Annotated in this window: 10 protein-coding genes; 4 read left to right on the top strand and 6 right to left on the bottom strand. The window is 43.3% G+C overall.

The features are described 5' to 3' along the window. Positions 1 to 16: 16 nt before the first annotated feature. The 4 genes from Q3A68_RS22170 to Q3A68_RS22155 all read left to right on the top strand — a co-directional run bounded on the left by Q3A68_RS22170 (position 17) and on the right by Q3A68_RS22155 (position 4273). Positions 17 to 352, top strand: coding sequence for an L-rhamnose mutarotase (locus Q3A68_RS22170; RefSeq protein WP_302903335.1), 336 nt, complete (start codon positions 17 to 19; stop codon positions 350 to 352). Positions 353 to 393: 41 nt separating this feature from the next. Further along, complete coding sequence (locus Q3A68_RS22165; RefSeq protein WP_302903334.1) at positions 394 to 2052, top strand: alpha-L-fucosidase; 1659 nt, start codon at positions 394 to 396, stop codon at positions 2050 to 2052. 16 nt (positions 2053 to 2068) lie between these two features. Next, a complete protein-coding gene (locus tag Q3A68_RS22160; protein ID WP_302903333.1) occupies positions 2069 to 3271 on the top strand; it encodes an acyltransferase family protein in 1203 nt (400 codons plus the stop codon). A gap of 183 nt (positions 3272 to 3454) precedes the next feature. Further along, complete coding sequence (locus tag Q3A68_RS22155) at positions 3455 to 4273, top strand: alpha/beta hydrolase (protein WP_302903332.1); 819 nt, start codon at positions 3455 to 3457, stop codon at positions 4271 to 4273. 117 nt (positions 4274 to 4390) lie between these two features. On the opposite strand, the gene Q3A68_RS22150 is transcribed toward Q3A68_RS22155, so the two are convergent. From Q3A68_RS22150 to Q3A68_RS22125, 6 genes are all read right to left on the bottom strand, one after another. After that, positions 4391 to 5293 carry an alpha/beta hydrolase gene (locus Q3A68_RS22150; protein ID WP_302903331.1) on the bottom strand — a complete coding sequence of 301 codons (903 nt, stop codon included), beginning with the start codon at positions 5291 to 5293 and terminating at the stop codon, positions 4391 to 4393. 60 nt (positions 5294 to 5353) lie between these two features. Further along, entirely contained in the window at positions 5354 to 6865 is a 1512-nt protein-coding gene (locus tag Q3A68_RS22145; RefSeq protein ID WP_302903330.1) for an alpha-L-fucosidase, read from the bottom strand. Between the two features lie 157 nt (positions 6866 to 7022). Beyond that, positions 7023 to 8747: an alpha-L-arabinofuranosidase gene (locus Q3A68_RS22140; RefSeq protein WP_302903329.1), complete on the bottom strand. Its 1725-nt coding sequence runs from the start codon at positions 8745 to 8747 to the stop codon at positions 7023 to 7025. A 209-nt stretch (positions 8748 to 8956) separates the two neighbouring features. Then, entirely contained in the window at positions 8957 to 10456 is a 1500-nt protein-coding gene (locus Q3A68_RS22135) for a cellulase family glycosylhydrolase (RefSeq protein WP_302903328.1), read from the bottom strand. Positions 10457 to 10512: 56 nt separating this feature from the next. Continuing rightward, positions 10513 to 12048, bottom strand: coding sequence for a glycan-binding surface protein (locus tag Q3A68_RS22130; RefSeq protein WP_302903327.1), 1536 nt, complete (start codon positions 12046 to 12048; stop codon positions 10513 to 10515). Between the two features lie 23 nt (positions 12049 to 12071). Next, positions 12072 to 13646 carry a RagB/SusD family nutrient uptake outer membrane protein gene (locus Q3A68_RS22125; protein ID WP_302903326.1) on the bottom strand — a complete coding sequence of 525 codons (1575 nt, stop codon included), beginning with the start codon at positions 13644 to 13646 and terminating at the stop codon, positions 12072 to 12074. Positions 13647 to 13668: the final 22 nt, after the last annotated feature.

Here is a 13668-nt window from a genome sequence, read left to right as displayed (position 1 = left end):
TATTAAATATTATAAAATGAAAAAATACTGCCTGGCAGTCGACCTAGTAGATAACCCGGAATTAATTGCCGAATACGAAAACTGGCACAAAACGGAAAATGCATGGCCTGAAATAATGAAAAGTATTACCGATTCAGGAATTAACAATATGGAAATTCACCGGACAGGTAATCGGTTGTTCATGATCATGGAAACTGATGATAGCTTTAGTTTCGATCGCAAAGCGGCTATGGACGGCTCCAATCAGAAAGTTCAGGAATGGGAGCAACTGATGTGGAAATTTCAGCAACCACTGCCGTGGGCAAAAGAGGGAGAAAAATGGGTTTTGATGAATAAAATTTTCGAATTGTAATTACAGCTGACCGATCGGCAAGCACTTATAAACTTTTTAGAATGAAACGCAGAACATTAATCAAAGGAACTGCCGCTACCTTGTCCTCGTTGTGGTTATCGAGAGCATTGGGCAAGAGCTTTTATAACAACCAATTAAATGAGCCAATTGCAAACGGCCCATTCAAACCGACCTGGGAATCGTTGCAAAATTATAAAACACCCGAATGGTTTCGTGATGCCAAGTTGGGCATGTGGGCACATTGGGGCCCTCAATGCCAGCCCGAAGCCGGCGATTGGTATGGCAGAGGAATGTACCAGGAAGGTTCGTGGCAATATAAAATCCATCTTCAGAAATACGGTCATCCTTCAAAATTTGGATTTAAAGATGTCATCAATGAATGGAAAGCCGAGAAATGGAATCCTGAAGAGTTGGTGAGTTTGTACAAAAGCGCTGGTGCACAATACTTTATGGCGCTTGCCAATCATCATGATAATTTCGACTTATACGATAGTAAATATCAAAATTCCTGGAACTCAACTAAGATTGGCCCAAAGAAAGATCTGATTGGCGGCTGGGAAAAGGCGGCAAGAAATAACGGGTTGCCATTTGGCGTAAGTGTCCACGCATCGCATGCCTGGCGCTGGTATGAAGTGGCACAACGTTCAGATAAAACTGGCCCTTATGCAGGCATTCCCTACGACGGAAAACTCACAAAAGCCGGCGGAAAAGACAAGTGGTGGCAAGGACTCGATCCGCAAGAACTGTATGCACAGAACCACCCTCTGAGCAAAGATAGCTTAGATGACAATTCTATTGGCGGGCAATGGGGTTGGGGAAATGGCGCTTATCCGCCGGATAAAGCCTACATTGATAAATTTTACAACCGGACCATCGAGCTGATCAATAAATACAATCCGGATGTCGTTTATTTCGACGACAGCCAACTTCCGTTTTGGCCGGTTAGTGATTCAGGCTTGCGCATTGCTGCTCATCTTTACAATAAAAGCATTAAAGAACATGGAGCGCTTCGCGCAGTGCTTAATGGGAAAATATTGGATCAAAATCAACGCAAGGCGATGGTATGGGATATTGAAAGAGGGCAAGCCAACCAAATTGAGCCATTGCCCTGGCAAACCGATACCTGCATTGGTGGTTGGCATTATGACCGGGCATTGTATGAACGCGATGGGTATAAAACAGCAAAGACCGTAATTCAAACATTAGTTGACATTGTAGCCAAAAACGGGAACCTGATGCTGAACATCCCTGTTCGCGGCGATGGTACCATTGATGAAAAAGAAAGAAAAATCGTTGAGGATATTGGCAAATGGATGAACACGAACGGCGAAAGCATCTACGCTACAAGGCCATGGAAGATATTTGGGGAAGGGCCGGCACAGGAAGCTGCAGCACAACTGAGCGCACAGGGCTTCAATGAAGGGAAAGGGAAACCGTTTACACATGAAGATATCCGCTTTGCAACAAAAGGCGATGTGCTTTATGCAACTGCAATGGGTTGGCCTGAGGACGGAAAACTAGTTATTAAAAGTTTGGCAAAGGCCAGTGAACACTTTCCAAAAGAGATTCAAAAGATAGAATGGTTGCCGACAAAACAGTCTTTAACTTTTGAAAGAAATGATAAAGGTTTGATTGTTACTTTACCTGAAAAATCGTCAGATGCCTTAGCATATGCAAATGTGTTAAAGGTTTTATCATAAAACAGTTTAAGGCTCATTGAATAACATAGAATCGCCAAATACACTGCCTGAGGTAACAGCAGATAAGGACAATAAGCTTTTAGTAATACCAACCCGATATTATAAACCCGAGCTGGATATACTTAGGTTATGTGCCTTTCTCTTTGTTTTTTTTACTCACAGGCTGGATCTTGCGCCCATTGATCCGGCAAGAAATTATTGGGCTTATCACCTCAGCTTAATTGGTGTATTTGGCGTGCCTTTATTTTTCTTTCTAAGCGCATTTTTGATAACCGAATTGCTATTAAAGGAACTAGAACAGTCAGGCAAAATTAACGTGAAATCTTTCTACATAAGAAGGATACTTCGTATTTGGCCATTGTACTTTGCTTTTTTCTTTGGGATGGTCGTTATAACACAGTTTACAGATAAATTTGGGCATATTTCACTGCCAGTACAACTTTCGTTTAGCTTATTTTCCGGCAATTGGTATATCACTTTTAATGATTGGCTTCCGTCTTATCCTATTAATCCGCTTTGGAGTATTTCGGTTGAAGAACAACTTTACATTTTGCTTCCGTTGATTATATATTTTACAGCCGAACGAGGCTTGAAGATTTTTTCAATTGTTGCATTTGCGATAGCTTACATCACTATTATTTATTACGCCAGAAACCCCACTACGGGATTTAGCGGTGAGTGGACGAATAGCTTAGTGCACTTTCAGTTCTTTGCAGCAGGTATACTTCTATCGGTCTATATGCGGGGTTGGCAACCAAATTGGCACACGGTCATTCGCATATTATTGTTTGCGACAGGAGTGGCGTGCTGGCTGATTGCCTCCATTGTATGTGGCATTCATGCCGATGCTCCTCACCTATCCTCTATCTCGCAATCATTTGTTGGTTGGCTTCTGATACTTACAGGAGTGATATGTTATTTTCTATCCTTCTATGGATCACAGGAAAAATACATGCCAAAAATATTGCGATATCTGGGTCGCATATCTTATGGAATGTATGTTTTTCATATAACCATGTTTTGGCTTGTTTATCAAATTTTCAAAGAACAACTGGCAGATTTTAGCAAAAGTATTGGATTATCTGATTGGAGGGGTGAAGTAGGCTTTGTTATTGCGTTCGTCGCCACCGTCGCCATTTCTATACTCTCATACAGCATTTTCGAAAAGCCCTTTTTACGACTGAAAAAGAAATTTACGGTAATTCCATCGAGGGATTAATAATTATGATAGGGTTCAATCAACATAAACAGTTTGAACTTAAAAGGAACAATTCAGCGCAGCCCAGTTGCTGAATAAATAAATATAAAATCTTTGATCTAATTTCAGATGAGAAACAGACTAACCTTTTTTATTTTTTTATTGACTTTTCCAATTGCTGGATTTTGTCAAACCGTCATTCCATTGTACGACGCACAAATCCCTAATTCGATCCAAACCAATAACATTGAGCATTGGACCACATATAATTTTTTACAAAACGTAACGCAACCGACATTAACAGTGTTTTCACCAGTAGAAAATCACTCTGGCACAGCGGTGATCGTGATTCCAGGCGGAGGATATGGTGCCTTGAACATCCATTATGAGGGTTATGATGTCGCTAAAAGGCTCAATGAAATTGGCATCACTGCATTCGTGCTTAAATACCGCTTGCCGGACGACAAAATCATGCGCGACAAATCTACAGGCCCAATAGAGGATGCTCAACGGGCTTTGCTCATTGTAAAAACAAGGGCAAAAGAATGGCACATTGATACAGCAAAGGTGGGTGTAATGGGGTTTTCTGCTGGAGGACATTTGGCGGCATTTATTGGCACCCATTTTAATAAAACCTCTATCGAAAATATTAATCGGGTCTCATTAAGGCCCAATTTTATGGTATTAGTTTACCCGGTAATTAGTTTTACCGATTCGCTGGGGCATTTAGATTCGCGGACAGCTTTAATAGGGCAAAATCCATCCGCTGAAAAAGTAAGATTTTACTCCAATGAACTTAACGTTACCCCGGGCACTCCACCAACTTTTTTAATTCATGCAGAAGATGATGGCCTGGTCTCTGTCAGAAACAGTACTGCTATGTTTCTTGCATTGCAAAAGAATAAAGTGCCTTCGGGGCTACATATTTTCCCGACCGGGCAGCATGGATTTCCCTTAGAACCTGCAAAGAGCACATGGTTTGACTATTGTGCGAGGTGGCTGAAAGAGAATAAATGGTATTGAAATCAAAAACTATAGCGGGCGCTTTGGTCAGCAGCATCCCATTAAACTAGAAAAACCATAACAAAAAAGCGCAAACATCTTTGACGGATGTTTGAGCATTTAATTAACGTTACGCGATTATTTCAACCATCCATTAGTATCCATCCATTCTTTCAACCTGTCGAACCAGTAATCATGGGTAGTTGGATTGTGTAAACCAAAACCATGGCCGCCCCCCGTGTAGATATGCATCTCACCTTTTACCTTATTTTGTAACAGCGCATCGTAAAACATCAGCGTGTTTTGAACAGGAACAACGTTATCGTCTTCACAATGCACCAGGAAAGTCGGGGGCGTTACATCAGTAACTTGCTTTTCATTGCTGTAAAAGTCGATAAGTTGTTGCGACGGTTTTTTGCCGATCAAGTTCTCGCGCGAGCCTATATGCGCGAATTTTCCGAATGTAATAACCGGATATATCAACGCCATAAAATCAGGGCGGAGGCTGATATTGTCATTATTCTTTATCGTCGGTTTGTCAAAGTGAGTCCCTAAGGTTGACGCCAAATGTCCTCCTGCAGAAAACCCCATCACGCCCACCTTTGCCGGATTTATGTTCCATTTGTTTGCATTTTTGCGTATCATTAACAATGCCGATTGTGCATCCTGCAGGGGGCCAACGGTTTTATCAACCATTGTGCTGTCATTGGGCAAGCGGTATTTCAGTACAAAGGCACTTACACCTATTTTGTTGAAAGCGCGTGCTATGGAATCACCCTCATGACCCATAGCAACGCCTGAGTACCCCCCACCGGGAATTACTAACACAGCCGTATGCGTTGAGCCGTCTTTTAGCAAAAAGGGTGTAAGCGTAGGAATAGACACATTTGTAACGCAGCGCCATTGGTTAAGCCCTTCCCTATATAGCGACGGCGCAGGTTTTGAATTGGGGATATTACCCGGGTAGAGCGGCATTGGTGTTTGAGCAAATGACTGAGCAAGCCAGCCGCTAAATATTGCTACTAGGGCAAATATTTTCATAAAGTTCTTTTCTGATTAATTATAGGCTTTAGTCGCTCGTTAATAATCTTAAACGTACTTCTAGTCACAAAGATCGATCTTAAATCCCGATACTTTCCAGTCAGGTAAGTTCAACGGTTTTTTGATTACCAACGCATCTGTCCCCTGCTGCCATTGTATGGTCTCCTTGCTGCCCAAAAGCTTCACCGATAGTATCTTTTGCATGTTTATGCCCGAGGATTTCCCGAGCGATTTGATTCGAATATCACCGCTGGGCCTGTCAAGAAGAAAGGCATATAATTTTTTGCCGTTACAGGTAAAGCGGATGTCTTCTGCCGTATATTTTACCCGGTCCTCATTAAAATTGCCAGCTTTTATAGTTGAAGCATTCGCCGGCCGTTCGCCAAATATTTTCCAAGGACGGGATCCGTATATCCCTTCCCCGTTGGCCGCCGTCCATTTACCTATCTCGTCAAGCGTATTCAGCATATCAGGCTCCAGATCGCCTTCAGGTGTTTGCACAATATTGATCAGAAGGTTACCATTTTTGCTTACAATATCGACCAGCATTTGTATAATATCTGTTGCGCTTTTATAGGTCTGACCGGTTTTGTAAAACCAGTCGCCGATAGAAGTATCCGTTTGCCAGGGGTATGGACTGATGGAATCTTGAACGCCCCGTTCAAGATCCTGTACCCACATGCCCTGCGATGGCTGTTTGCAGTTATAAACAGCCGTCATTTGGCCATGGTTACATGCGATGTTGCCATTGTAGAAATTGGCTAGCATGGCTCTCCCAACGTCGCCAAACGGAAATCCACTGTCTGAGTAAAGCAGGTCAGGGTGATAGTTATCTACCAGCTCTTTAATCGACCTGTACCATTCCCGATGCCATTCCGGATTGGTACTTAACCATCCGTGGTCATCCGCAGCTGCCTTGGGGTGGTATAAATCAGCATACCTCGGGTCGTTGCCATCGTAAGGTACTCCTTTGTACGCTCCTGCGGTATCAGCCCCATGCGCGGGTTGGTACCATGTGTAACTTGCCCCTAAATGCTCCGATACGCCAAATTTCAAACCATTTTTTTTGGCTGCTTTTTGCCATATACCGACTACATCTTTATGAGGTCCCATTTGTACTGCGTTCCACCGGTGCACGCTAGAATTCCACAAAAAGAAATTATCATGGTGGGTCCCCATACTGACAAAATATTTTGCCCCGGCCTTTTTATACAATTCCATCAATTTTTCAGGGTCCCATTTCTCGGCTTTCCATAGCGGTATAATATCCTTATATCCAAATTTAGACGGATGCCCATAATGAGCAGTATGGTATTTGTTCTGGTCGCTACCCTCGATATAAATATTCCGGGCATACCAATCCCCTTGGCGGGGCACTGCCTGTGGTCCCCAATGTGCCCAAATCCCAAACTTGGCGTCTCTGAACCAAGCCGGATATTGATAATGTTTGAAGGAAGAATCCGCTGGTTTAAAAGGACCAGCGGCAATCGGTAAACCCTGCCCGCGCAAGATTGTAGAACCAACTAACAGCACCAGGCCGAGCGCGAAGATCTTTTGTATGGTATTTCTCATTTTAGTTAAATGTTTAAATATAGTTGAGGATATTCTAATCCTTGTAATGCCTTAGTGATATTTCATTGAAGTTTTCGGTCTCTTCATATCCGGCAACGCGGATTCCGAAAACATCATTTAGTAATCCTGGATGATTTATTGTCCTTAACATTTAATATCATTTTTTACTTTCTGCAACCAGATAAACCACTGCACGTGGCGGCACGGATAACTTTAATCCGTTAGCTAACGAGGAAGAGGTTGCATAGAGGTCCAGATAATTTGCCGGTCCACCGTTAGCACCACTGGGTCCGTTGCCATTTACATATACTTTGCCGGAAAATTCACCATTATCTGTGCCACCTGTCAACGTATAATAATAATATCTTGATCCGGGTTTAAAATTGCTGATGTTTACCTTTACTGTTTGTGAAGCAGTTCCCTTATTTACTATCACGACGCCTGCCTCACCGGACGAAAACGACGATGCGTAGCTTAAAACATCACCATTACCGCCCGTGACAGAGGAACCAACCATCCGGTCGCCGAAATATTTCTGGAAGTAGTACATATAATAAAACGCAGGCCGGGGGTTCCACTTAGCCACACCATCGGGCTCGTCACCGGCATTGAACATACTTTGATCATTGCCGTTGTTCCAGCCATTTGCCAGGTCCCATCTGCTGGCCATCCCGAACTGATTCTTCAGTAATTCACCCAGTGTCATAGCAGCATGCATTCCGGCTATGTAAGAGGGCATCTGTTTTGCGCCGCTAGCGAAAATATTCCATTCCGTCAACGCGATCGGTTTTAGTGAAACGTTGTATTTTGTAGTTGCCGCGTGCATGTAGTCCATCATTGCTTTTGTAACAATCGTTGGAGTTGCGAGGATTGTAGCTGCATTTTCGTTATCGGAACCCGTAAAGTAATCATGTACGATATAGAAGTCTGCATAATCACCGGCGGATGCAAAGTAACCCTGTTCCCATGTTTTCGCTACGGCATTCCACGAATTTGAAGGGTCAGTTTCACTTAACTGTGCCCCAATTTTAATATCAGCGCCCACCTGTTTCGCTGCTTTGCGCATGGAGTCAGCAAAAACTTTAAAATGTTGCCCATATAAAGCACCTGTAATCGTCTGAGGCTGTCCGTCTTTATTTTGTGCTACATCAATTCTAAATCCTGGCTCCCATGGGCCCGCATCTTCATTGCCGATCTCCCAGTACTTTGTCCGGCCCTTATCGTAACGTACCCATTGTGCCGCCACGTGAGCAGCTGCCTGATCCGGGTGTGCGCCTTTGCCGTAGCGGGCATAAGCGTAGTTGATAGTGATGATGCCAGTGCTATTCGTTTGCTCTAGCGCTGCGTAATAATTATCCAGCGTTAAGGTCCATCCTGCCGTATTATTTCCCACCCAATATGAAATCGGGCTTTTATTTCCGTTAGAATCAGACAAACTGTCCGGAGCATCTGAAGGGATCTGCCCATCCCAGAAGTAAACATCCGAAATACTTCCGCCGGGAAAGCGCAGAATGTTAGGCGATAAATTTTTGATATTGTTCATCAGCACAGGCTCAGTGATCAGTTGCCCCATATATGGATTTGTATTGTTGCCAAAAAGATATTTTGGAACCTTTGTGATCACATTGCTGTAGTCGATATTTACAGTAACGGTGGCATCAGCCGCCGGCTGAGGGGCATTGCTATAAGCCGGTGCTTTAAATGTTTTTGTCGTCCAGTCATCCAAAAAAAATCCCGCCGATTTAGCAACCTGCGGATCTTTTTGAGGAATTATCGTTGTCCCGGTGGTGTCTTTTATTACGATATTGTTGTTTAGTTTCGCTTCCTTTTTGCATGCCACCAATACTAACAGACCAATTGCACCGTATTTAATTTTTAGCATATGGAAATTTTTCAATAGGGGTAAAAAACCCGCGCCGTCTTTCACCTCGTCGCGGGCAGTTAAATTAATTAGTATTTAATTTTTTTTATCGGGATATTATCAACTGCGGTTTAAAAAGCCCGCTCCGTATCTCACCTCGTCGCGGGCACCGTTAATCAACTAATTTTTGATCTTTATTATCCGTATATTATTAACTGCGATTTCATAGTTTAAAGTCCTGCACCTTTTTTCAGCGAATCCAATGTCCGCTGGTTTCCTACAGTGTTAGTTGACCGGTCAAAAGCGTCGCTGCCCCACAAAAATGGTAGCACACCATTTGCTTTAGCTTGTTTCGTTACATAACTATAGAAATGCATCTGGGAATTTACCGACAACAGGGAATCCGCCGGATATCCTTTTAGCTTATCGGCGTGATAAGCTGTACCGTATTCGCCCATAATCATCGGTATTCCCTTTGAGATAAAATTCTTTTTGGCAGTTTTGAATATAGAATCTACATACTGCTCTTCATTATAAGTTGAGTTTCGGTCAAGAAACATCGGGTTGGTGGTGTGAAAGTTAGCCCCCCAGAAATACGATTCTTTTCCCCAACTTGCGTCAGCAGATAATATGCAAAAGTTTGGAGGTGTATAATAGTGGAACTCGATTACCATTTTATTTGGCACCTTATCAATAGGCATTGACACTACTTTATACACATTACTCGATTTAAGATATTGGTTAGCCAAATCAATTGAGGTAGAAGGTGCCTGAATAATTAAAGTACGATAGCTGTTTTTACCGCCGGTACTGCGTACTGCATTAATAAACGTTTGGTGATAGCGCATTAGGGTGGCAGATGTTGGTACATCCGTAGCATTGGGCTCGTTGGCACTGGCAAACATCAAATGTTCGTCAAAATCCCTCAATGTTGTAGCTATTTGTTCCCAGTATGCTTTTTGCTTGGCATTGATTGTATCCTGCTTAGTACCCGTCGCGGTACAATCAAGCCAGCCACCATCATAGTGAATATTAACCATTACATACATATGGTCATTAAAGCAATATTGAACCACTTGTTTTATCCGGGCAAGCCAGGCAGGATCTATTTGTGCAGTTTTCTTATCGATTATATGTGACCAATCATACTGGATAGGTATACGTACGGCGTTCATGCCGTTTTGTTTTATCAAATCAATCAATGATTGAGTGATTGCCGGGTTTCCCCATCCAGTTTCATCGCCCGGAGCTTCCATGGTGTTATAAATATTATATCCCATTGTAATATTTGTAGTAAGCTGCGTAGCCGTGCTTCCCATGCCATTTGCATCGGGCGCTATGGGTGATATATTATAGGATGGATAGATATTGGCATCCTGCAGCACTGTGATCCGCCTGCTTTGACCGTTAGTTGAATTTAAAACTAGAAGCAAAGAACGGCTTGCACCTGATTTATTAGCCAAACCTGTTAAATTAATTGTTGCCGTACCATTACCACCCGATGTTTGGCTTAAATGTAGCCATCCAAGGCCAGCAGTATCAACAGTCCATGCTGCGTTTGAAGTAAATTTCAAAGCTACGGTACCGCCATTTGAAGGTATAGTATCTGTTATGTTAGCAAGGGTAAGCTGCGGGGTTGCCGTTTCAGTTTTCTTACAGGAAACAGCAATTAAGATTGCAATAAATATTCCTATAATTCCGGACACCGTCCCAAATTTCTTTATCATCATTTTCATATTTAATTATTAAAAAGCCCCACAGCGATATTCTGCTGAGGGGCCCCAGTTTATTTAATTTTCACAACTCTAAAATTATCAAAAGCACCATAAAAGCCTGTTGCTGTTGCCCCAGCGCCGTAGTTATGGATATATACCGTCCAACTAGGATTTCCGGTTGGCCCAATCAAACCGACAATTTGGGATACGGAAGCGCCCATACCTTCGCCAAGCGTAGGATCACTTGCACGGAACGATGACAGAGGAATAGTTACAGTTATCCAACCCTTTGTAGTGTACGGTGCTGTGGCAGTTGCGGTTTTTTGCCAAGGTTGCCACCTGGCTATATAGCCACCCACACCAGTTACAATGTCTATTGTACCACCATTCCAGGCCTGAGGGACACTTACATCGAATTTCAAGGCCCAGTTGCTTGGTGGGTCATTAAGATTGGCTGCTGGTACCCATTGTGTTCCGCCGCCAAAATAAATTTCATAAGTAGGAGGCCAGCCCGCAGCTCCTTCTCCAGCTTTCAGAACATTGGTTTTCATCGCAACATATTGTGATGAATTTGTTGTAATTCCGGAAAAAGCAGCATCGTATGTCCTCCAATCGCCTGGAGCAGTGCCGGTATACAAACTTCCCCCATTCCAGCTCCAACCAAACGGACCGCTCCATTCCATATTGGCTATAGCCCCCGTCACATAATCGTTAACATTGTACAAAGTAGTACCGGTACCAAACTTTGTGGTAACAGATACAGGTCCGCTTTGTGATAATGTAGGCAAAACAAAACCAACAGACGTTCCATCTTTTGATGATGTAAAGGAAGTAATAGCAGTACCTGCAAATGATAGCGACTGGATATTTTTAAGATAGGTACCATAAACATACACAGAGTCGCCAGGATTAGCATCCTCGTCGGAAATACCGGTAATGGTTGGCGTGGCTACTATTTTAAAATTAACCGTACCAGTCTTTGTCGCAACTATTACCTGGTCGGTTGGCGTTTGCGCAGGCATAAGGAAGCCGATAGAGGTTCCGTCAGCGCTTGGGTTAAACGATGTTATCGGAGTTCCGCCGTATGAAAAGCTGTGAACTAAAACTAAATTCGTCCCAAAAACGTGAACAGAATCACCGGGGTTGGCAAACACATTTGAAATAGCGGTAATTGTCGGCGCCGCCGGGCCCAATTTAAACGAAAATGTTGTTGACCCTCCTGTTGTTTTATAGCTCAGGGTATAAAGCTTAGTGGTATCGATGGCGGAAAACATAATGGCCGGTATTTGCACTACCGCACTGTTCGGTGCAAATAAAGCAGGATTAAAAGTTGCCGGAACACCATCAAATTCTATATGCGTTGCATTTTGCAAATTCTGCCCGATTATTACTACGTATTTTCCTGTTCCTCCAGACCATGTAGGGTCGGTTGCAGGATTACCGCTACTTAAAAGGGTATCCTTAGGTGACGGATTATACATTCTTACGCTTGTAATAACAGGAGCCCGACCGGTGTCGGCGTTGTTCTTTTTACAAGCAGGTGATAAAGCCACTATCGCGAAGAGAAGTGGCAATAAACACAAGCGGATAAATGAATTTTTTTTCATAATAATATATTTTAATTATTAAATTAATAATAAGGGACTGGCGGCTGAGCTAATTTCGGATCGGTGGTTATCTCCGATGCCGGAATTGGCAACGTAAATGAACCAATGGTTGCAGGTAGCGTAGGTACCGCCGTTGTGGTATCTCTTTGGGCTGTATGCGTTTTGGAGTCATAAGTAAAAGTGTACCGTTTCTGAGTGTTAAGAATATTGACTGCTTTAGCAGGCTGGTAATAAGACAACCGTACCAGGTCAATCCAGTATTGTCCTTCAAACGCAAGCTCAACACGTCTTTCCTTAAGCATTGTATCAAAATCCAGCACTGTTACCGGATCTACACCGGCCCTTGTGCGTACCTTGTTAAAATACAGCAGCGCGTCGCCATCGGTAGTTGAAGCATTGTTACCCAGAATAGCTTCGGCATACACCAGGTATACATCCGCCAGCCTCAGCATTGCAAAATGCTCGGGCGACGACCATATCGTCATTGTTGGCGAGTTATTATCTTTTTCATTACCGACAATATGTTTTTTCATGCTGTTACCGGTCGCGTTATATCCCCCATCTGCAATATCCAATTCTGGATAATGGTCGCCATTAAGCATAATAGTGGCTTTGCGTCGTACGGTATCTTTATCGCTGTACATGCTATACAAGTCAAAAGTTGGCTGCAAAGGCTGCCATCCGCCGTTGCCTTGAGCAACCAGCTTGCCACTGGGCGAATAATAAACCGGCAATACGTTGCCAAATCCATAGCCAACGCCCGGCGACCATTGAAGCGCAAATAATGATTCAGCATTGTCGTTATTTTGCACCTTGAAAAGGTCATAATAGTTTGGCAATAAGTCCAACCCGCTGTTTTTACATACATTGCCGGCGTATTTTTTAGCACTATCAAGCAATGCCTGGTTGCGCGTGCCGTTTTGGCCCCAGCCCGCCATTGTTAAGTATACTTTGCCCAACATGCCCTGTGCCGACCATGTGGTTACTCGGCCAGGCTGATCCGTAGCAGGCAGGTATTGTGCTGCAAAAGATAGGTCGTTAGCAATAAATTTATAAACATCCGCAACGTTGTTACGGTTAAGCAGGGGGTTATTTACCAATTTGGTGTTATCTTCAATAATAGGCACTGCACCCCAATAAACAACCAAATGGTAGTACGCTACCGCACGCATAAACCTGGCCTCGGCTAAGGCCCTGTTTTTGGTTAGGACCGGTATGGATGCCGGCGCTTGCTGATTTATGCCACTGATAACCATGTTACTTTGTGCAATAACGTTATAGAGGCCTGTCCAACCCGTTGATATAAGGCCATTTTGTGCCGTAATAGTACGAGTATACAGCTGCATCAAATCGCCATAATAGGTATAAAAGGCCGTTCCGGGTAATGCATCTCCCAGTAATAACCAGGGCTGCTGCCATTGCCACCAAGGGGCACCGCCATATAAATTCGCCGTAGCCAGGCGTAAATCGGATGGGGTTTGGTAAAAATTATTAGAGCTAATCTGCGAAGTGGACGGCCGGTCCAGAAAGCTCTTTTTGCATCCTGCAATTGCTGCCGCAAGTAGCAAAATGATGATTATTTTATTAATTGATTTCATCAATATTTTTTTAATGAGTGAT

The sequence above is a fragment of the Mucilaginibacter tolerans genome, assembly GCF_030519375.1.
Taxonomy (GTDB): domain Bacteria; phylum Bacteroidota; class Bacteroidia; order Sphingobacteriales; family Sphingobacteriaceae; genus Mucilaginibacter.
This window is presented reverse-complemented; position numbering and strand designations above follow the sequence as displayed.